Here is a 19,023-nt window from a genome sequence, read left to right on the forward strand (position 1 = left end):
GGTGACGGGCCGACGAGTCGCCGGGGTGGTGGGAATCGCGGTCGTCGTGCTATTCGCCGCGTTCTGGATCGGGGCCACGATCTTGCTTTTCGGCGACGAGAACCCCGACCGCCTGCAAGACCGGGAGTGGGTGGCCGGTGCCGAGGCCCGATGCGCCGAGGCCCGGGACGCGCTCGACCGGCTTCCCCAAGCTCGCGACGCGGTGGACTTGGTCGACCGAGCCGATCAGATCGAAACTGCAACCGATGTGCTGGCGCAAATGACTGCCGATTTGGCCGTTTCAACCCCTAGCGGCGATGACGGTGAGCTGTTGGGGCTGTGGCTGGGAAGCTGGGACCAGTACCTCGGCGACCGGCAGGTCCACGCCGAGGCCCTGAGGGCCGGAGAAGACCGCCAGTTCCGGGTGAGTGTGGAGCGGGGAGAAGGGGTTGACGCCCTGTTGGACGCCTTCGCCGATCGCAATCGGATGCCCTCCTGCGGCGACCCGCTGGACATCGGCTAGAGCCGGGGAAGGGTCTTCAGGGCCTCAGATCCAATTTCACCAAGCTGCACCAGGCCAGAGTCGCAGCCGAAGTCGCCAAGACCCCGAAGCGGCACCCAGCGCAAGCCCCGAGACTCGTGGTTGCCCTGGGGTTGGGCATCGGCTGGGGCCTGCACCAGGAACCTGACGTCGTAGTGCAGGTGGGGGTCCTCGCCGGGGGGATCCACCTGGTGTATGTCCAGATGCAGGGGCTGGGGCCAGATGAGCAGGTTCTCAATGCCGGTTTCCTCGGTTGCCTCCTGCAATGCCACCGCGGCCAGGTTGGCATCGCCGTCGGCGTGGCCTCCCGGCTGAAGCCAGCGGCCGAGCTTGGCGTGGAGCATCAGCAGGGTGTTCGTCCCAGCGCCGTCCACGACCAGCGCCGATCCGGTGAGGTGGCCGGGCCAGCACGTTCGCTCGGCGGCATCGGGATGGTCGTCGATCAGCGTTCGGTAGCGGTCGCCCAGATCATCGTCGAACCCGGTCAGCATCTCTCGGGCCACGCCCAAGTCTTTGGTGGGCGCCAGCAAGGGGTGCCCTGCTTCCAACCAGTCCTTCTCTCTTGCGCCGCTCATCATCCCCTCCGAGAAAGATCGGGGCAGCCAGGAACGTACCAGCGCCACGGGAGATCGGCGCCGGCGCTGAGCCCGACGCGAACCGAGCGACCCGGCTGCGCGGAGGGCGCAACCCCGTCGTCAAGCAGCTCGATTCCCGAATCGGCAACCACCAGATCGGCGCCGTTGGCTGTGCCGTCGATGCCCAGCGCGGCGGTGAGCTTGGCCGGCCCGCTGCACAGGTCCCGGTCGCGGCGGGCCTTGGGCCGGCGCTCTCTCATCTCATCGAGGCCGGCCAGAGGGGTCAGCGCTCGCAGCAGCACCGCGGCGCACTCCCCGTCGGCGCCGCACACCACGTTGGCGCACCAGTGCATGCCGTAGGTGAAATACACGTACAGCTTCCCCGGAGGGCCGAACATGACCTCGGTGCGGGGGGTCATACCCCGATAGCCGTGGCTACCAGGGTCGTCGGCGCCCGCGTAGGCCTCCACCTCCACGATCCGGCCTCGGCATTCTCCGGCCACCAGCACCTTGTTCAGCAGGTCAGGAGCCACATTCCGCGGATCGCGAGCGTAGAAGTCCCGCTTCAACCTCATCACCGAGCCACCGGGTCAGAACATAGCTGCCGCTGAGGCGCGAACTGCGAGCCACCGGGTCAGAACGCAACTGCCGCTGAGGCGCAATCTATGAGGACGCAATCTATGAGCCGGGCTCAAATCGGTCGGCGTCGGCAGTGAGGCGGGTTCGGAAGCGGGCGATCTGGGCCCTCACCGAGTGGGGGCCTGCGCCGCCGGGGGTGGTGCGGCGGGTGACGGGGACGCCGGGGGCCAGCAGCTCGGCGGCGGCTGCTCCTAGGCGGGGGTCGCCCCGCACGAGATCAGCCAGCGATCCCTCGCCGTCCAAAGAGCGGCGCACGAGGCCGCCGACTATGGCGTGGGCGTCGCGGAACGGCATTCCGTTGGCCACCAGATGCTCAGCTAGGTCGGTGGCCGCCGCGGTGGGAGCATCGGCGGCTGCGGCCATGGCTTCGGTGTTGAATGCGATGGTGGACATCAACCCGGCCATGGCCCTCACGCCGAGGCGCACCTGATCGACCGCGTCGAACAGGGGCTCCTTGTCTTCTTGGAGGTCGCGGTTGTAGGCCAGCGGCAGGCCCTTGAGAGTGGCCAGCAGGCCGGTGAGGTTGCCGATGAGCCTACCGGCCTTGGCCCGGGCCAACTCGGCGATATCGGGATTCTTCTTCTGGGGCAGCATGGAGCTGCCGGTGGCATAGGCGTCGTCGAGAGCGGCGAATCCGGCCTCCTCGGAGGTCCAGAACACGATCTCCTCGCCGAGCCGCGACAGGTGGACGGCCAGCATGGTCAACGCGAACAGGCTCTCAGCGGCGAAGTCCCGATCGGACACCGCGTCGATGGAGTTCTCGAACCGGGCGGCGAAACCAAGCTCAGCGGCGGTCATGTCGGGATCGAGCGGCAGCGACGACCCGGCCACCGCGCCCGCCCCCAGCGGGCTCACGTCCATGCGGGCGCGGGCATCGGCCAGCCGGTCCACATCCCGGGCCAGCGCCCAGCCGTGGGCCAGCAGGTGGTGGGCCAACAGCACCGGCTGTGCCCGCTGAAGATGGGTATAACCCGGAAGGTAGGCATTGCCGGCCCCGATGGCCCGTTCCAGCAGCACCTGTTGGAGGGCGATCACGTCGGCGGCGATGGCGGCCAGTTCCCGCTTGGCGAACAGGCGCAAGGCGGTGGCCACCTGATCGTTGCGGCTGCGGCCGGTGTGGAGCCTGGCCCCAGCCACCCCGGCTAGCTCGGTGACCCGGCGCTCGATGGCGGTGTGGATGTCCTCGTCGCCGGGCGCGAACGCGAAATCGCCGGAGGCGAGCTCGGCCTCAGTTTGGTCGAGCGCGCCCAGCACCTCGGCCGCCTCCGCCTCGGAGAGCAGGCCGACGCGGCCCAGCATCCTGACGTGGGCCCGCGATCCGGCGATGTCATCGGGCGCCAGCCTCACATCGAATCCGATGCTGGCGGTATAGGCCATCAACTCCCCGGCGGGATCGCCGTCGAACCTTCCGTGCCAAAGCGTGCTCATGGCTTGCCTGCCCGCTGGGCCAGGGTGCGGAGCCGCAGGGCATGCAGTTTGATGAACCCCTCGGCGTCGGCCTGGTCATAGGCCCCCTGGTCCTCCTCGAACGTGACCACCGCTTCGTCGAACAGGCTGTCGTCGGACTGCCGCCCGGTGACGGTCACATTGCCCCGGTACAGCTTGAGCCGAACGGTGCCGTTCACCCGAGCCTGGGAATGATCGATGGCGGTCTGGAGCATGTGGCGCTCGGGGCTCCACCAATAGCCGCTGTACACCAACTGGGCGTATCGGGGCATCAGCTCGTCTTTGAGGTGGGCCACCTCCCGGTCGAGGGTGAGGCTCTCCATGGCCCGGTGGGCCTTGAGCATGATGGTGCCGCCGGGGGTCTCGTAGCAGCCCCGCGACTTCATGCCCACATAGCGGTTCTCCACCAAGTCGAGCCGGCCGATGCCGTTGGCCCCGCCGATGCGGTTCAGCTCGGCCAAAACGGTGGCCGGGCTGAGAGGCTGGCCGTCGATGGCCACGATGTCGCCGCCCCGGAAGGCGAGCTCGATCTCGGTCGGGGTGCCGGGGGCATCCTCGGGAGCAGTCGTCCAGCGCCACATATCCTCGGGGGGCTCGAACCACGGGTCTTCCAGCGGGCCGCCCTCATAGGAGATGTGGAGCAGGTTGGCGTCCATGGAGAACGGGGAGCCCCCTTCCCGCTCGGCCTCGATGGGGATGCCATGCTCGGCGGCATAGGCCATCAGCTTCTCCCGGGAGCTGAGGTCCCAGATGCGCCAGGGAGCCACCACCGAGATGTCGGGGTTCAGGGCATAGGCCCCCAGCTCGAAGCGCACCTGGTCGTTCCCCTTGCCGGTGGCGCCGTGGGACACCGCGTCGGCGCCCGCCTCGGCCGCTATCTCCACCAGCCGCTTGGCGATGAGCGGGCGGGCGATGGAGGTGCCCAGCAGGTATTCCCCCTCGTAGACGGCGTTGGCCCGGAACATGGGGTACACAAAGTCGGCGGTGAACTCCTCGCGCAGGTCTTCGATGTAGATCTCCTTGACACCCATGGCCTCGGCTTTGGCCCGGGCCGGTTCCAGCTCCTCGCCCTGGCCCAGATCAGCGGTGAAGGTGACCACCTCGCAGCCGTAGGTGTCCTGCAACCAGCGCAGGATCACCGAGGTGTCGAGCCCGCCGGAATAGGCCAGCACGATCTTGTTCAAATCTCGGTGCGGAGAATTCACTAAGCCTCCTCTTGTAGGGCAGGTTCAACCGGATTGAGCAACCCGGCCAGGGAGCGGAACAAGTCGGCTACCCGGTGGCCGCCGACGGCCTCTGTGGCCACCACCAGCACGGTGTCGTCGCCGGCCACGGTGCCCAGAACCCCGTCGACCGCCGAGCGGTCGACGGCCGAGCCCACCACATGGGCCGATCCCGGAGGCGTGCTCAGCACGATCAGGTTTCCAGAGCAGCCCACGGCCACCACCCACTCCCCCAGCACCCGCCGGAGGTGGTCGCCAGAGGTGACCTGCTCGGAGGGCAGCTCGGGAATGGCGTACACCGACCCGCCGCCGGTGGGAACCTTTACCGCGCCCAGGTCGTCGAGGTCGCGCGACACGGTGGCCTGGGTGGCCACCACTCCCTCGGCTACCAGCAAGTCCACCAGGTGATCCTGGCTGGACACCGACTCCCGCTTCAGGATCTGGGCGATCCGGTGCTGGCGCTGGTTCTTTCCCAGCCTCATGGCGCCCCCAACAGAAATGCGAGCAGGCCGCGGGCGGCGTGCATCCGGTTTTCGGCCTGTTGCCATATCCGGCTCTGGGGGCCGTAGAGCACCTCGGGGGTGACCTCCAGGCCGGGGCGGGCGGGCAGGCAGTGCAGGAAGATGGCATCGGGTGCCGCCCGACCCATCAGCTGCTCGTCCACGGTGTAGCGATCGGAAAATGCGTCCATCTTCTCGGAAGCCTCGGCCTCCTGGCCCATGGAGACCCATACGTCGGTGTACACGACGTGGGCGCCGTCCACCGCACGGACGGGATCGTCCACCACCTGGGCGGCTGCTCCGCTGTTGGCGATACGGTTTAGGTCGGCCTCGTCGAATCGGTAGCCAGCAGGACTGGCGATGACGAATTCCGCTCCGGCAAGTCCAGCGGCAATGCCCAGCGACCGGGACACGTTGTTGGGATCGCCCACATAGGCGATGCGACAGCCGCTGATCTCCCCGAACGCCTGCTTCACGGTCAATATGTCGGCCATGGCCTGCAAGGGGTGGGCCTGGTCGCTCAACATGTTGACCACCGGAACCGGGCTGACGGCGGCCATGCGCTCCACCACGGCGTGGTCGAACACTCGGGCACCGATGGCCGCGTGATAGCAGGCCAGGGTGCGGGTGATGTCCTCGGCTGACTCTCGCTCGTCGATGCCCACCTCGGCGCCGGCGATGGACACCGGGTGGCCGCCCAACTGCACCACGGCCATCTCCATGGAGTGCCGGGTACGGGCCGAGGGCTTCTCGAACAACAAGGCCATTCCCTGGCCTTCCAACGCCCGCGAAAGGGCGGGGTAGGCGGAAAGCTCCAGCACCTGGCCCAGTTCACCGGAGTTGAGATCGTCGACCTCCAGCAGGTGGCGGACCGGCTTCATGACCTCAACACCTTGTCGAGCACGGCCACGCCGTGGGCGATCTCGTCGTCGCTGATGATCAGGGGCGGCGCGATACGCAACGAGGTGGCACCGGCGGTGCCCAGCACCAGGCCTTCGGCCATCGCCGCGGTCAGCACCTCGGCGGCAGGCCGTTCACCGGTCAGCTCCACCCCCAGCAGCAGGCCCCGGCCTCGCACGCCGGCTACGCCGTCGAGCGCCCCAACGGCCGCCCTCATCGTCTCGCCAGCCTGAGCGGCCCGGTGTGGCAGGTCCAACTCCTCCATGACCTCCAAGGTGGCCTTGGCCGCCGAAGCAGCCAGGGGCTGACCGCCGAAGGTGGTGGCATGGTCGCCGGGCTTGAAGGCCGCGGCCACCTCAGCCCGGGCCCAGCAGGCCCCGATGGGCATGCCGTTGCCCAGGGCCTTGGCCATGGTCACCACGTCGGGCTCGACCCCGTCGTGGTGGTGGGCAAACCAGCGGCCGGTGCGAGCCAAGCCGGTCTGCACTTCATCGAGCATGAACAGCAGGTCCCGGTCATCGCACAGTTCGCGTACCGCGGCCAGGTATCCGGCGGAGGGCACATTGATGCCGCCCTCCCCCTGGATGGGCTCCAACAGCACGGCGGCGGCAGTGTCGTCGATGGCCTGCTCCAGTTCGGCGATATCGTCCCAGGGGACATGTCGGAAGCCCTCGGGCAAGGGCTGGAAGGCCTCGTGCTTTTCGGCCTGACCGGTGGCGTGCAGCGTGGCCAGCGTCCGCCCGTGAAACGACCGGCCCGCGCTGATAACGGTGTGGCGGCCGGGCCCGCCCCATTTGCGGGCCAGCTTGATGGCGCATTCGTTGGACTCTGCCCCGCTGTTGGCGAAGAACACCTGGCCGGGAGGTCCGCCGACTAGGCGGTCGATGGTGCGGGCCACGTGCATCTGGGGCTCGGTGGCGTACAGGTTGGACACATGGCACAGCGTGGCGGCCTGCTCGGCCACTGCTTCGGCCACTCTGGGATGGGAGTGGCCCAGGCTGCACACCGCGATGCCGCTGAGGAAGTCCAGATAGCGGGTGCCGTCGCGGTCCCACAGCCAGCATCCCTGGCCCCGCACGAACATGACCGACGGCGGGCCGTAGGTGGGCATCAGTGGACAGGGCCCGGTGTCGGCGCCCACTGCGTCGGGATGGGTTGTCATGGGGCAGGCTCCTCGATGAGGTCGGCGGAATCGGGACAGACCATGGTGCCCGCCCCGGCATCGGTGAACAGCTCAAGCAGCAGCACGTGGGGAGTTGTTCCGTTCACCATGTGGGCTGAAGCCACCCCGTGGCGCACCGCGTGCACGGCGGCTTCGGCTTTGGGAATCATGCCCCCGCCCACCGATCCGGCCGCGATCATCTGATCGAGGGCAGCGGGGGTGGTCGCGCTGATGAGGGTGGACGGGTCGTCGGGATCGTCGTACAGGCCCTCGACATCGGTCAGGAACACGGCCTTGGCCGCCCCCAGCGCCCCGGCCAGGATTCCGGCCACGGTGTCGGCGTTGATGTTGAGCGCCTGACCGGTGGCATCGGCGCCGATGGTGGACACCACTGGGATCAGATTCTCGTCCAGCAGCCGGTCGATGATCGTGGTGTTGACCGCGTCCACCGTGCCCACGTAGCCCAGTTCGGGGTTGTCGGCCCGGGCCTGGATCAACCCGGCGTCCTCGCCGGACACGCCCACCGCCATGGGGCCGCGCACGTTGATGGCTGAGACGATGTCGCGATTGACCCGGCCCACCAGCACCATGCGGGCGATGTCGAGGGTTTCGGCATCGGTGACCCGCAGTCCGTCGACGAAGCGGGGCTCCAACCCGAGCCGTCCCATCATCTCGCCGATCTGGGGGCCGCCGCCGTGGACCACGACGGGACGAATCCCCACCGAGTGCATCAGCACGATGTCGCCCGCGAACCCGGCCAGGTGATCTCTGTCCATCGCACTGCCGCCGTACTTGACTACCACCGTGGCGCCCGAGAAGCGCTGAATGTAGGGCAGGGCTTGGGTGAGCACTGCCGCGGTGGCTTCAGGGGTGAGGTTCATGACGTTCCCATGTTCTCGTCGATGTAGGCATGGGTGAGGTCGGTGGTGATGATCCGGGCCGAGCCGTCGCCCATGCCCAGATCGACGCGCAGATCGAGACGCCGCCCGGTCATGTACTGGGCCAGTTCGGGGGGGTGGGCGGGCTCGCCGCGGTAGTACACCACATGGGGCCCGTAGGCGATGGTCAGCTTGGTGTGGTCGAAGGCCACCCCGGCCGCCCCCATCTCCGAGGCAATGCGTCCCCAGTAGGGATCCTGGCCATACCAGGAGCACTTCACTAGCTGGCAGTTGGCCGTGTCCCGGGCCGCCTTGGCCGCCTCGGCGTCGGAGGCCGCACCGGTGACTTGGAGGAACACCGTTTTGGTGGAGCCCTCGGCGTCGTCGGCCATCTGGAGGGCCAGGCTCTCACACGCGGCGGCCACTGCTTCGGTGAGTGCGTCGGGATCGACCGGCCCCCCCTGGCCGTTGGCCAAAATAAGCACGGTGTCGTTGGTGGACTCGGCGCCGTCCACGGTAAGGGTGTTGAACGTGCCGGCCACCCCTTCTCGCAGGGCCTGTTGAAGGATATGGGGATCGGCGGCCGCGTCGGTGACCAGCACCGCCAGCATGGTGGCCATGTTGGGCTCCAGCATGGCCGCACCCTTGGCCATGCCCCCCACGGTGAACCCGTCGCCGGCGATGAGCGCCTGCTTGGGCACGGTGTCGGTGGTCATGATGGCCTCGGCCGCTTGGCGGCCGTCGGTGGCAGAGAGGGACTGAGCGGCGGCAGCAATGCCGGCCGACACGGCGTCCATGGGAAGGGTGTATCCGATCAGCCCGGTGGAGCACACCAGCACATCCTCGGGGGCCACCCCGAGGGCAGCCGCGGTCTCCGCACACATTCGGCGGGCGTCGATCATGCCCTGAGCACCCGTGGCCGCGTTGGCGTTGCCGCTGTTGAGAACTACCGCGGCGGCCTGTCCCCCGGTGGCGGCCAGGTGCTCCCGGCACACCAGCACCGGGGCGGCGGTCATCTTGTTGGAGGTGAACACCCCGGCCGCGCTCACCGGCGCGCCGTCGGCGGTAGCCACCAGGGCGAGGTCGGGCTGGCCGCCGAGCTTGATCCCGCAGGTCACCCCCGCGGCGGTAAACCCGGGAACTTCGGTAACGCTCATGGATACACCCCCACTGCGGTCAGGCCGGCGGTCTCGTCCAATCCGCTGATGAGGTTGGCGCACTGCACGGCTTGCCCCGCCGCCCCCTTCACCAGGTTGTCGATGGCGCACAGCGCCACCACCGTTTGCGTGCGGGCGTCGAAGCAGACGGTGAGGTGGGCGGCGTTGGAGCCCAGCGTGGCCTTGGTGGACGGCGGACGCTCGGACACGACGATGAACGGCTCGTCGGCGTAGAACTCGGACAACGCCACCAGCAGCGAATCGGTGGATACCTCCGCCGCGGGCTTGGCGTAGCAAGTGGCCAGGATCCCCCGGTTCATCGGGGCCAGGTGAGGGGTGAACAGCACCGACGCGCCGGCGGCCTGCTCGATCTCGGGGGTATGGCGGTGGTCGAGCAGCCCGTAGGCGGTGAAATCCTCGTCGACCGCGCAGAAGGTGGTGTGGGCCTTGGGGGGCCGACCCGCACCGGATACCCCGCTGGCCGCGTCCACGATGACCCCATCGGCCTCGATGAGGCCCAAGCGGATGAGCGGGGCCACGGCCAGCGCCGCAGCAGTGGGATAGCAGCCGGGCACTGCTACCGCGTCGGCGTCGGCGATCTCGTCTCTGAACAACTCGAGCAGGCCGTAGGAGAACTGTCCGAGCAGCTCGGGGGCCTGATGCTGCTCCCCGTACCACTGCTGATATTGCCCGGCATCGGTCAGCCGGAAATCGGCCGCCAAATCGACGGCAACCTTGCCCCGATCCAAGATGTCGGCGGCCATGGCCATGGACTGGCCGTGGGGCAGGGCCAGGAAAGCCATAGAGGCTTCATCCAATAGCTCGGGGTCGTACTTGACGAACTCCCGGCCGGCGCCGATGGCGGCCAGATGGGGGTAGAGGTCGCCAACCAACTGGCCTGCCTGGGTATCGCCGGTGACGAAGCGCAAGTCGAAACCATCGTGGTGGGCCAGCAGCCGCATCAACTCCGCGCCCACATACCCCGACGCCCCGATGATCCCAACAGGAATCTTGTCCATGGACAATATTATTCATCAGATTGCATACTCATGCAACTCGATTCGGAGGTCTCAGAATCGCCTGGTCGCACCGCGGGCATGAAAGACCAGCCCATTAGGCTCTTGACGAGCGCCAAGAGCAGCCGACGCCGAGAGGCCGGCACCGCTGGGTGGCCAGGATGAAATCTCGCAAGGTCCGTTTTGTCGTTAGCGGCTGATGGTCCGCTTGAAAGAGGCCGAGTCGATAGTGGCAGACGGATCATTGTTCAGGGTGCTGGGGGCTGTGGCAGTGGGTTTGGGGGCTGTCCTTTTGGCCGCCTCGGGCTTCGCGGTTTGGGTGGATGCGTTCGGGTCGGAGCTGACCGGCTTTCGCCTCGCCGAGTTGATCGGCGACTTCGGCGGCGACGTGGAAGGGGTGCCCCCGTCATGGGTGGGGGCTGTCTGGTATTTGCTGCCGCTATCGGCCGGCGGGTGCTGGCTAGGCCTCTTCCGTCGCAAGCCGCCGACCGCGTCTTCAGCCCATGTTTGGATGGGGGCGGCGGTCGTGCTGGGCGTCGGGCTGTACATGCTCTCCCAAGGGCCTCGGCTGGGCCCGTTGCTCGCCCTAGCCGGGGGATTGCTGATCGGCTCGGGAGGCGCGGTGGGCCGGCTGAACAGGGCTGATTCAGGGCCACAAGACCTCTAGGTCGCGGTGCCAATCCGCGTACTTCCGCTGTTATGTTTGACCACGGTTATGGGAAATTTCTCAAAAGGGCGCCTCGCCGGAATCCTGTTCGGTCTCGCCTTCGTCGGCTTGGTGGTGTACAGCGCGGTGTCGAGCATGACGGGGAGCAAACGGGGGACGGGAACTCCTGAGGGCGCAGTCGAACTGCTGTTTGATGCTATGAGCCGAGAAGACGTCATCGGAGTCATGAGTGTGATGGCGCCGTTCGAGGTCGGGACATCAGCCGACCTCTACCCCAGAGCCGTCGACTTGGCCGTGGCCGCCGACATCATCGAGGACGCCAACTGGCTGGCGGGCATTGATTTCGAAGCCGAAGACCTTGAGATGAGCACCACGGTCCTGCATCCCGATGTGGCGCTCGTGGGCCTTGCCCGAGGCGAGTTTGCCCTCACGCTCGACCCCGCGACCGCCGACCCGCTCTTCACGGATACCGACAGCCTCCACGGGTCGATCACCCTTCAAGAAGCACACCGACAGCTCAGCAGCGCTATCTGGGATGCCAATGCCGAGATCGGCGACTTTCCGTTCACCCTCCGAGCGCCTGACGAGTTGTTTGTGATGACGGTGAAACACGACGGAAAGTGGTTCGTCAGTGCTTCATACACTGCCGCGGAGTATGGGCGGCAGATTCTCGACCTTCCGCCAGCCGACTTCTCAGCGTCTCGCGACAACGCGGCAAGCGGCGCGACAACCCCTTCGGGGGTCATCGACGACCTGGTGGAAATGGTCAACAGCCGCAGCATCGAAGAGCATTGGGATGCAATCCTGTCTGGCGATCCCGATGGTGTATTCGAGCCCTTCAACGTTTTCTCGCCCCCCGACGAACTCGGCGCTCTCCTCGACTACGCCCCGGCGTACAACGCCCTTGTCGATCAGATGGAGGAGTGGCTGGCCGACGATGGGCTCGGGCTCGGCGTTGAAGCCGCTACCGAAATGCTGGAGAACATCGAGTTGGAGGGAGATGTGTCCCTTTCAGTGACGACCCGCGAGGTGCCCATCGACGACGAAAAGTCCACCGTCTATCTCGAGTCTGGGTCGATCAGCACACATATTCTGCTCTCTAATCAGGCTTCAGACGAATCTGTCTTCTTCCAACTCGAAGCCACTTGGGAAGGACTCTGCGCTCGAGGCTTCGCGGGCTTCGATTACCCCTTGAACCCGGGCTCTAGCGGATTCGCCGAATTCAACGAATGCCTGCCCCAAGGGGTCCTGCCCTACGGCCTAGACGAGGTCTTTGTCATTGTCACCGAGACCAACGGCTACTGGTACATCAGCTATGTGGAGACGATCCTCGCCTACGCCGAGATCTACGTCGCCGAGGCGCTGCGACGCCCAGAACTCCGCTCTCGCCTTCCCGAAGTAGACTTCGCGGCAGCACCCAGCTAACGGCTCAGCCGCGGAGGACGGCGTTGTGGGCAGTGGTGACGGCGTTGATGCAGACTTGGCGGGCGGCGGCCACCTCGGCGTCGTTGAGGGTGCGGTCGGCGGCTTCGAACCGGAGGGTGAAGGCCAGGCTGCGGCGGCCCTCGCCGAGTTGCTCGGAGCGGAATACGTCGAACAAGGCCACGGAGGCCAGTAGCTCGCCTCCGGCCTGGGCAATGGTGGCGGCTACTTCGTCGGCCGTGACTTCGTCGGGAACGGCAAAGGCCAGGTCGATGTCGCTGGACGGATAGCGGCTGGGGGCTCGATACGGCGCAAGACCTCGGCTGGCTCCCAGCAAGGCGCCGAGGTCCACCTCCAGCCAGGCCACCCGCTCGGCAACCTCATAGGCATCGAGCACTTGGGGGTCGATCTCTCCCAGCGCACCCACCGGGTGGCCGTCGGCCAGCACCCTCCCGCACCGGCTGGGATGGAGCCCGCTTACTGGCTCGTTGGCCACTCCAGGATTGGTGACCGCCAGATTACGGGCCAAGCGGCGCCACAGGGCGGTGGCCGCGGTGGCCTCTTGGCCGGCCAGGATCACGGCCAGGTGCTCGTGCTCATCGGGGAGGTCGGCTCCCCCGCCGGGATTCACCCGGCCGATCTCGAACAGCGACACCCCGGTGGCTCGCCGGGCCGCGTTGTAGGCCACCGCGTTCAGCAGGCCCGGGCGCAGCGAGGTTCGCATGATCGACTCCTCGGCCACCAGAGGGTTGGCCACGATGATGCCGTCGTCGCCCAGACCCGCTCGGGCCAGATCGCCGGGGGCCAAAAAGGGCAGGGGCATGGCCTCGGTGATACCCATGCCGTTAAGGAGCGCCCGGATCCGGCGGCGATCCTGCTGGAGGGAGGTGAGCGCGCCGGCCTGCTCGGTCACTGGAACCGTGCGGGCGATCTGGGAGAAACCGTGCAGCCGGCCGACTTCCTCGATCACATCGATCTCGGTGGCCGAATCTAGCCGCCAAGACGGGATGGCGACCTCGAGGTCTTGGCCATCCCCTCCTGAATCGCAGGCGAATCCTATGGGCGCTAGCAGGCTGGCCATCTCCTCGGCGCTGAGGTCGGTACCCAGGATGGAGTTGACCCGGGGGGGGCGCACTCGAACGGTGATAGGCTCGGGCCGATTGCCGATGGCGTCGATCATGCCGGGGGCGGCGGCTGAACCGAGCGAGGCGGCCAACTCGGCGAAGCGGTCGAGGGCCAGAGGGATGATTTCGGGGTCGGCACCCCGCTCGAAGCGGGCGGAGGCCTCGCTGCGCAGGCCCAGGCGACGGGCGGTGCGGGCAATGGTCATCGGATCCCACCAGGCCGCCTCCAGCAGCACCGATTGGGTGTCGTCGGATATCTCGGTAGAGGCCCCGCCCATGACGCCGGCAAGGCCGATGGCCTCATCGTCGCGGTTGACGATCACGCCGTCGGCTTCGGTGAGGGTGCGCTCTGCGCCGTCCAGGGTGATCAGCTTCTCGCCGGGACGGGCCATCCGCACGCCTAGCTCGCCGCCGGGCACCAGATCTAAGTCGTAGGTGTGGTTGGGCTGGCCCAGCTCGAACATCACATAGTTGGAAAGATCCACCACCGCGCTGATGGGACGCTGACCCACAGCCAACAGGCGGTTGGCCATCCACCGGGGCGACGGGCCCGAGGGCACGCGGTCGAGCACCCGCACCCCAAAGCGGCCGCACAGGTCGGGGGCGGCAATGGTCACCGACGCCCGCTCGACCGCGGGCGGGCCGGCCTCGTCAACTCGGGGGACAGCTACCGAGAAGGGCACCCCGAGGCGGGCGGCCAGGTCGCGGGCCACCCCCAGCACCGACATGGCGTCGGGCCGGTTGGGGTTCACCTCCAAGTCGAACAGCACGTCGGGCTGTATGCCCAGCGCCTCTGCCAGAGGCACCCCCAGAGACAGTCCCCGGTCCAAGAGCATGATGCCCTCGTGGTCGTCGCCCATGCCGATCTCGGCCCCCGAGCACAGCATCCCATTGCTCCATTGGCCCCTCATCTTGCGGCGGGCGATCTCCATGCCGCCGGGCATGGTGGCCCCCACAACAGCCAGCGGCACCCGGTCGCCCACCGCCATGTTGAAGGCCCCGCAGCACACTTGGAGCGCATCTCCGTCGCCGACGTCCACATCCACCAACTGGATGCGGTCGGCATCGGGATGGGGTCGGGTGGCCAACACCTCGGCCACCACTATGCCCTCCAAGCCTCGCCCAGTGTGGGCCAGCTCCTCGACAGCCAGGCCCAGATCAGACAGGGTCTCGGCCAAGTTCTCGGGGTCGCCTTCGATGTCGGGGGCGAACTCCCGCAGCCAGCTCAGCAGGACCTTCATTGCGCCGCCGCCTCAAGCAACAGATCGAGGCCCATCAGAACTGTTGCCGCGTCTGTGGCGGGAGGGGCGTTGGAGTGGAGGGCCTCAAGTATCGGAGCGCATTCCATCAGAACTGTTCCAGGAAGCGGATGTCGTTGGTCCACAGCTCGCGCAGGTCGTCGATGCCGAACCGGATCAGGGCCAAGCGGTCGATGCCGAAGCCGAAGGCGAACCCCTGCCACTGCTCGGGGTCGATTCCACAGGCCTCGAACACGTTGGGGTGCACCATGCCACAGCCCCCCAACTCCAGCCAGGTGCCGTCGGGCCGTTGAATGTCGAACTCGGCCGAGGGCTCGGTGAACGGGAAGTAGGAGGGCCGCAGCCTCGAGGTGAAGCCCGGTCCGAAGTAGGCGGCGGTGAACGCCTCGATGGTCCCGGCCAGATCGCCCAGGGTGGTGTCGCGGTCCACCACGAGGCCCTCGATCTGGTGGAACACCGGCATGTGGGTGGCATCGGCGGTGTCTTGGCGGAAGCACCGGCCCGGCGCCACCACATAGATGGGAGGCGCCTGGTTCTCCATCACCCGGGCCTGCACCGGGGAGGTATGGGTGCGCAACAGCGTGCTTCCCTGCTCGCCGTAGTCCACATACAGCGTGTCGTACATGTCCCGAGCCGGATGCCCAAGGGGGAAGTTGAGAGCGCCGAAGTTGTACCACTCGCTCTCGATCTCCGGACCCTCGGCCACCCGGTAGCCCATGCCCACGAAAACGTCCTCCAGTTCCTGCCAGGTCTGGGTGATGATGTGGAGATGGCCATCGGCCTGCCGGTCGATCACCTCGGTGAGGTCGAGCCGCTCAGCAGCCAGCGTCTCGGCTCGGGCCGCGGCGGCAAGCTCCGCCTCTCGGGCATGGAGGATCTCCTCGATGGCTGCTTTCGCCGCATTCAACGCCAGGCCTGCCTCCCGGCGGGCCTCGGGGTCGAGGGCCCCCAGGGCCTTGCGAGCCGCCACCAGCGGGGACCGCTTGCCACTCACCGCGGTCCGCACCGCGCTCAGTTCTTCCAGGGTGGTCGCGGCCACCGCCTGCCGCTGGGCCTCGACCACCAGTTGTTCTGGCTCAGCCATCAAACTCCACTATGGCAATCCCGGCCCATCAACACCGCATCAGATAGTGCAGGCCAGTCTGGTCAATTCTCCCCCGCGGGCCGAGTCGGGCCGGCGCATGAACTCGCACTAAGTTTCATCCATGGCTACGGGAGATTTGCTGGTTCGCGGGGGGACGGTGGTGGACGGCACCGGCGCTTCGGCCTTCGAGGCCGACGTGCGAGTGCGGTCGGGCGTCATCGCCGAGGTGGGACCGGGGCTGCGGCCCGACGGCGAGCCCGAGGTGGACGCCGGCGGTGCCCTGGTGACGCCGGGGTTCATCGAGCCCCACACCCACTACGACGGATCGCTGTGGTGGGACCCTCACATCGACCCCATGCCGTCGCACGGCACCACCAGCGTGGTGCTGGCCAACTGCGGGCTGGGCTTGGCCCCGCTGCGGGAAGCCGACCGCGACCAGCTCATCGAGCTGATGTGCTTCATCGAGGATCTGCCCACCGATGCCTTCGAGACGGCCATCCCCTGGTCTTGGGAGACCTGGCCCGAGTACCAGGCCGCCAATGACGAGCACCCGACAGCGCTCAACGTGGCCGCCTTCTTCCCCCACCAGACCCTGCGCATGTGGGTCATGGGCCCCGAGGCGTGGGAGCGGGCCGCCACCGAGGCCGAGCGGGCCGAGATGGCCCAGTTGCTCGACGAAGGGCTGGCGGCCGGGGCCTTCGGCCTATCGACCTCGCTGATGGACTTGGACCGCCACAACCGGCTGGTGCCCAGCCGCATGGCCGACGACCAGGAGTGGGGCGGCCTGCTCGACGTGGTGGCGGCCCACCCCGGCGCCACCTTCCAGTTCGTGCCCCGGGCCTTCGAGTTCGAGCACTTCCCCGGCGACATGCAGCGCATGGCTGCGCTGTGCCGGGATCGAGGAATCCGGGCCAATTGGGGCGGCTTCTTCGCTCAGGAGAACCGAGCCAAAGAGCGCGAGATCTCCTTGGAGCTGGTCGACCAGCTCAATGCCGAGGGTGCCCAGATCGCCACCCTGTACTCCGCCCGTCCTGGCTATGTGAACCTGCACTTCGAGCGGTCGATCATGTGGAGTGGGGTGGAGGCGTGGCACGAGCTGTGCAACGTCGACGGAGACGAGGCCAAGATGGCCATGCTGCGAGACGAGGCCTGGCGGGAACGGGCCCGACACGACTGGGACGCCTGCACCTACACCCTGGCCCCCATCAACCGCCCCCACATGATCCTTTTGGCTTCCGACGAGCCCCGCAACACCGAGTGGGCCGGACGCTCAATCGCCGATTTGGCCAACGCTCGAGGGGTACACCTGTCGGACGCGGTGGCCGACTGGCTGCTGGACAACAACATGGGCACTCATCTGAAGACCCAGCCCCAGCCGGTGGCCTATGAGACGCTGGCCGCCATGGCCCGGTCGCCGTTGACGGTGAACGGGGCGTCTGACGCCGGTGCCCACATCCAGATGTTCGTCGGCGCGGGCGACGCCACCTTCTTCCTCACCGAGATGGTGCGCGACCAGGGTCTGCTCACCGTCGAGGAGGCGGTGTGCTCGGTGACCGGCAAGCAGGCTGCGTTCTTCGGTTTGCGGGACCGGGGCGTGGTGGCCGAGGGAAGGGCTGCTGATCTGGCTGTATTCGCCTTGGACGAGATCAATCTGGGCGCCGAGGTGCGGGTAAACGACCTCCCCACCGGCAGCTGGCGCTACAGCCGAAAGCCGGCCGGCTATAGGGCCACCGTGGTCAACGGCGTGCCCACTTGGGCCGACGACCGGTCCACTGGCGCGCTGCCCGGCGAATTCCTGCGCAACGGCGCCGTTGGCTGACCGCCGCTCTATTTCCTCTCCTGGCTGAGCTCGGCCAGGTAGAGCGCCCTCGTGGCCAGCACCTCGCGTGCTTCGTGGGCCATATCGTCGAAGAAGTGCTCCCGGTAAGCCTGGTCGGTCACTGAGGACACCGCGAACTGGAGAGCAGACAAGATGGCGATGAAACCAGCCACCGCCAACAGCTCCCAAGTGAGCACAAGGTCTTGGCCGAACAGTCCAAAGCGGGCCATAGGATCGATTTCGTCTGACGCCACCCACGACACGATGGTGGACTCCCGCACCGTCAGCAGGCCGAACGCCACATAGAACACCCCGACGATAAGGCCAACCAGCAGCACTCGAACGGCTTGGGCGACGAACATCAGCAGCCCGAGGTTCACCCGATCCAAGCGGCCGAGCGCCGGGGTGTCAGACACCAAGTGGTCGGCGGGTGGCTTGGCCGGCGCTAGAGGCGAATCGCACCTGTTGATCAACTCGCATGCCTGCTCCCAGCTTTCGAATCGGGCCAGGCCTACCAGCTCAGAGGGGATGCGCACTGCCACCGAGCCGAGGCCGATAATGCCGATCACCCCCACCACGATGGCGTAGTAGGGCCATGTGAAGTCGTGGGCCACCTGCCACACCTCGGCGTTCAGGAACAAGAACGCGCTGAACAGCAGGAGCAGCGGCAGAATCCGCCCCACCAATCGACCGATCAGGGCGATCTGATTTACCGAATAGGCCCCGGCCCAGACCAGCATCGGGAGCAAACCGAAACTCACCACCACATAGGCACCCACGAGCAAGGCGATGTTGATCAGCGCCAGGCCTGCGGTATCAGACAGCCGGTCATCGGAGAACAGGGCGGGCAGCACCGGGGGAATCAGCACGAACAGGGCCAGTTCGATGGCTCCCACCCGGTCGGGGAGCTGAAACAGCCGTCGCCCCCTGAGCCGGTTGACCGCGCCCACCGCGCCCAGGGCAATAGCCACGCCTGCGCAGAACACTCCGAACTGGGCCCATCCGTCGAACCGGTCGCCGAAGGAAGTGAAGACCTCGGCCAAGAACACCAGGGCCAAGAACGGCACGGCCCGAGTGAACACATCGGTGCTGGCCCGGTAGTCGTGGATTACGTGGGGAACACCCCGCCGGATGAACCAGCGTTCAACGGCCTCGCGGCGAGAGGTCATCGCCTCTGCCGCCCGTCAGTCCCCTTCGGGAATGGTGGGCACCTCGACACCGGGGCCGTAGTAGATGAACAGGTTGGCGATCAGATCGTCGAGGCCGTCTCGTGTGCCGCCTTTGGCCAAATCGACGGTGATGACGTTGCTGTTCACATGGACGGCGTCGATGCCGCCCCGGTCGAACAGGCGGCGGGCCAACTCATCCACCGGCCTCTCTCCGGCGATATCCCGCCCGACGGCATAGTGCTCATGACCAGTGCCGGTGATGCTCCGGTTGATCTCATAGCGGATCACCCCCGGACGACTCGTCGCCCTCTCCACAACAGTCACCGGCTGTCCCATACGACCCAGGATGGTACCCGGTGTCTGCAACCCCATTGGCAATCAGGGGCCAAGGCCGGGTCAAATCCGGTGCCCGCGTCCAAGCGACGTCGAATAGGGCACAAGAGCGACAGCGACGGCGCGCCTA

The 19,023-nt window shown here is 67.2% G+C and carries 18 protein-coding genes; 4 read left to right on the top strand and 14 right to left on the bottom strand.

Features of this window, described 5'->3' with window-relative positions; genetic code table 11:
• The first annotated feature begins 1 nt into the window (after position 1).
• A complete protein-coding gene (locus ACOGXA_RS08425) occupies positions 2 to 502 on the top strand; it encodes a hypothetical protein (RefSeq protein WP_419926812.1) in 501 nt (166 codons plus the stop codon).
• Here ACOGXA_RS08425 and ACOGXA_RS08430 read toward each other — a convergent pair.
• From ACOGXA_RS08430 to argC, 10 genes are all read right to left on the bottom strand, one after another.
• Complete coding sequence (locus ACOGXA_RS08430; RefSeq protein WP_419926813.1) at positions 499 to 1,095, bottom strand: NUDIX hydrolase; 597 nt, start codon at positions 1,093 to 1,095, stop codon at positions 499 to 501. The two genes, ACOGXA_RS08425 and ACOGXA_RS08430, sit on opposite strands and share 4 nt — an antisense overlap.
• Positions 1,095 to 1,670 (bottom strand): DNA-3-methyladenine glycosylase, encoded by a 576-nt coding sequence (locus ACOGXA_RS08435; RefSeq protein WP_419926814.1) that lies wholly within the window; start codon positions 1,668 to 1,670, stop codon positions 1,095 to 1,097. Before ACOGXA_RS08435 ends, ACOGXA_RS08430 begins: the two co-directional genes overlap by 1 nt.
• 103 nt (positions 1,671 to 1,773) lie before the next feature.
• The gene (gene argH, locus ACOGXA_RS08440) at positions 1,774 to 3,162 is read right to left on the bottom strand and encodes an argininosuccinate lyase (RefSeq protein ID WP_419926815.1); all 1,389 of its coding nucleotides are present in this window, start codon (positions 3,160 to 3,162) and stop codon (positions 1,774 to 1,776) included.
• Entirely contained in the window at positions 3,159 to 4,385 is a 1,227-nt protein-coding gene (locus ACOGXA_RS08445; RefSeq protein WP_419926816.1) for an argininosuccinate synthase, read from the bottom strand. The genes argH and ACOGXA_RS08445 overlap by 4 nt, the downstream gene beginning before the upstream one ends.
• Positions 4,385 to 4,885 (bottom strand): arginine repressor, encoded by a 501-nt coding sequence (argR, locus tag ACOGXA_RS08450; RefSeq protein ID WP_419926817.1) that lies wholly within the window; start codon positions 4,883 to 4,885, stop codon positions 4,385 to 4,387. Before argR ends, ACOGXA_RS08445 begins: the two co-directional genes overlap by 1 nt.
• Positions 4,882 to 5,784: an ornithine carbamoyltransferase gene (gene argF, locus ACOGXA_RS08455; RefSeq protein WP_419926818.1), complete on the bottom strand. Its 903-nt coding sequence runs from the start codon at positions 5,782 to 5,784 to the stop codon at positions 4,882 to 4,884. The genes argR and argF overlap by 4 nt, the downstream gene beginning before the upstream one ends.
• A complete protein-coding gene (locus ACOGXA_RS08460) occupies positions 5,781 to 6,965 on the bottom strand; it encodes an acetylornithine transaminase (protein ID WP_419926819.1) in 1,185 nt (394 codons plus the stop codon). Before ACOGXA_RS08460 ends, argF begins: the two co-directional genes overlap by 4 nt.
• Positions 6,962 to 7,846, bottom strand: a complete 885-nt coding sequence (gene argB, locus ACOGXA_RS08465; RefSeq protein ID WP_419926820.1) for an acetylglutamate kinase — start codon at positions 7,844 to 7,846, stop codon at positions 6,962 to 6,964. Before argB ends, ACOGXA_RS08460 begins: the two co-directional genes overlap by 4 nt.
• Complete coding sequence (gene argJ / locus ACOGXA_RS08470) at positions 7,843 to 9,000, bottom strand: bifunctional glutamate N-acetyltransferase/amino-acid acetyltransferase ArgJ (protein ID WP_419926821.1); 1,158 nt, start codon at positions 8,998 to 9,000, stop codon at positions 7,843 to 7,845. Before argJ ends, argB begins: the two co-directional genes overlap by 4 nt.
• Positions 8,997 to 10,019: an N-acetyl-gamma-glutamyl-phosphate reductase gene (gene argC, locus ACOGXA_RS08475; protein WP_419926822.1), complete on the bottom strand. Its 1,023-nt coding sequence runs from the start codon at positions 10,017 to 10,019 to the stop codon at positions 8,997 to 8,999. The genes argJ and argC overlap by 4 nt, the downstream gene beginning before the upstream one ends.
• Positions 10,020 to 10,215: 196 nt before the next feature.
• Between argC and ACOGXA_RS08480 the strand changes: the two genes are divergently transcribed.
• Both ACOGXA_RS08480 and ACOGXA_RS08485 read left to right on the top strand, forming a co-directional pair.
• Entirely contained in the window at positions 10,216 to 10,683 is a 468-nt protein-coding gene (locus ACOGXA_RS08480) for a hypothetical protein (protein ID WP_419926823.1), read from the top strand.
• A gap of 48 nt (positions 10,684 to 10,731) precedes the next feature.
• Entirely contained in the window at positions 10,732 to 12,108 is a 1,377-nt protein-coding gene (locus tag ACOGXA_RS08485; protein ID WP_419926824.1) for a hypothetical protein, read from the top strand.
• A 4-nt stretch (positions 12,109 to 12,112) separates the two neighbouring features.
• Here ACOGXA_RS08485 and pheT read toward each other — a convergent pair whose 3' ends face one another.
• Both pheT and pheS read right to left on the bottom strand, forming a co-directional pair.
• Positions 12,113 to 14,470, bottom strand: a complete 2,358-nt coding sequence (gene pheT / locus ACOGXA_RS08490) for a phenylalanine--tRNA ligase subunit beta (protein WP_419926825.1) — start codon at positions 14,468 to 14,470, stop codon at positions 12,113 to 12,115.
• 106 nt (positions 14,471 to 14,576) lie between these two features.
• A complete protein-coding gene (gene pheS / locus ACOGXA_RS08495; RefSeq protein WP_419926826.1) occupies positions 14,577 to 15,572 on the bottom strand; it encodes a phenylalanine--tRNA ligase subunit alpha in 996 nt (331 codons plus the stop codon).
• Between the two features lie 121 nt (positions 15,573 to 15,693).
• Between pheS and ACOGXA_RS08500 the strand changes: the two genes are divergently transcribed.
• Positions 15,694 to 17,391: an N-acyl-D-amino-acid deacylase family protein gene (locus ACOGXA_RS08500; RefSeq protein ID WP_419926827.1), complete on the top strand. Its 1,698-nt coding sequence runs from the start codon at positions 15,694 to 15,696 to the stop codon at positions 17,389 to 17,391.
• Positions 17,392 to 17,399: 8 nt separating this feature from the next.
• On the opposite strand, the gene ACOGXA_RS08505 is transcribed toward ACOGXA_RS08500, so the two are convergent.
• On the bottom strand, positions 17,400 to 18,560 hold the full coding sequence (locus tag ACOGXA_RS08505) for a hypothetical protein (protein ID WP_419926828.1): 1,161 nt from the start codon (positions 18,558 to 18,560) through the stop codon (positions 17,400 to 17,402).
• Between the two features lie 15 nt (positions 18,561 to 18,575).
• On the bottom strand, positions 18,576 to 18,896 hold the full coding sequence (locus ACOGXA_RS08510; RefSeq protein ID WP_419926829.1) for a hypothetical protein: 321 nt from the start codon (positions 18,894 to 18,896) through the stop codon (positions 18,576 to 18,578).
• Positions 18,897 to 19,023: the final 127 nt, after the last annotated feature.

It is taken from the genome of Candidatus Poriferisocius sp. (genome assembly GCF_965208475.1).
Taxonomy (GTDB): Bacteria; Actinomycetota; Acidimicrobiia; order Acidimicrobiales; family Bin134; genus Poriferisocius.

What these genes read in the sequence shown, in the direction of transcription:
- ACOGXA_RS08430 (WP_419926813.1), bottom strand. Translation starts at nt 1,095, where the DNA reads ATGAGCGGCGCAAGAGAGAAGGACTGGTTGGAAGCAGGGCACCCCTTG.
- ACOGXA_RS08435 (WP_419926814.1), bottom strand. Translation starts at nt 1,670, where the DNA reads ATGAGGTTGAAGCGGGACTTCTACGCTCGCGATCCGCGGAATGTGGCT.
- argH (WP_419926815.1), bottom strand. Translation starts at nt 3,162, where the DNA reads ATGAGCACGCTTTGGCACGGAAGGTTCGACGGCGATCCCGCCGGGGAG.
- argR (WP_419926817.1), bottom strand. Translation starts at nt 4,885, where the DNA reads ATGAGGCTGGGAAAGAACCAGCGCCAGCACCGGATCGCCCAGATCCTG.
- argF (WP_419926818.1), bottom strand. Translation starts at nt 5,784, where the DNA reads ATGAAGCCGGTCCGCCACCTGCTGGAGGTCGACGATCTCAACTCCGGT.
- ACOGXA_RS08460 (WP_419926819.1), bottom strand. Translation starts at nt 6,965, where the DNA reads ATGACAACCCATCCCGACGCAGTGGGCGCCGACACCGGGCCCTGTCCA.
- argB (WP_419926820.1), bottom strand. Translation starts at nt 7,846, where the DNA reads ATGAACCTCACCCCTGAAGCCACCGCGGCAGTGCTCACCCAAGCCCTG.
- argJ (WP_419926821.1), bottom strand. Translation starts at nt 9,000, where the DNA reads ATGAGCGTTACCGAAGTTCCCGGGTTTACCGCCGCGGGGGTGACCTGC.
- argC (WP_419926822.1), bottom strand. Translation starts at nt 10,019, where the DNA reads ATGGACAAGATTCCTGTTGGGATCATCGGGGCGTCGGGGTATGTGGGC.
- ACOGXA_RS08480 (WP_419926823.1), top strand. Translation starts at nt 10,216, where the DNA reads ATGGTCCGCTTGAAAGAGGCCGAGTCGATAGTGGCAGACGGATCATTG.
- ACOGXA_RS08485 (WP_419926824.1), top strand. Translation starts at nt 10,732, where the DNA reads ATGGGAAATTTCTCAAAAGGGCGCCTCGCCGGAATCCTGTTCGGTCTC.
- pheT (WP_419926825.1), bottom strand. Translation starts at nt 14,470, where the DNA reads ATGAAGGTCCTGCTGAGCTGGCTGCGGGAGTTCGCCCCCGACATCGAA.
- pheS (WP_419926826.1), bottom strand. Translation starts at nt 15,572, where the DNA reads ATGGCTGAGCCAGAACAACTGGTGGTCGAGGCCCAGCGGCAGGCGGTG.
- ACOGXA_RS08500 (WP_419926827.1), top strand. Translation starts at nt 15,694, where the DNA reads ATGGCTACGGGAGATTTGCTGGTTCGCGGGGGGACGGTGGTGGACGGC.
- ACOGXA_RS08505 (WP_419926828.1), bottom strand. Translation starts at nt 18,560, where the DNA reads ATGACCTCTCGCCGCGAGGCCGTTGAACGCTGGTTCATCCGGCGGGGT.
- ACOGXA_RS08510 (WP_419926829.1), bottom strand. Translation starts at nt 18,896, where the DNA reads ATGGGACAGCCGGTGACTGTTGTGGAGAGGGCGACGAGTCGTCCGGGG.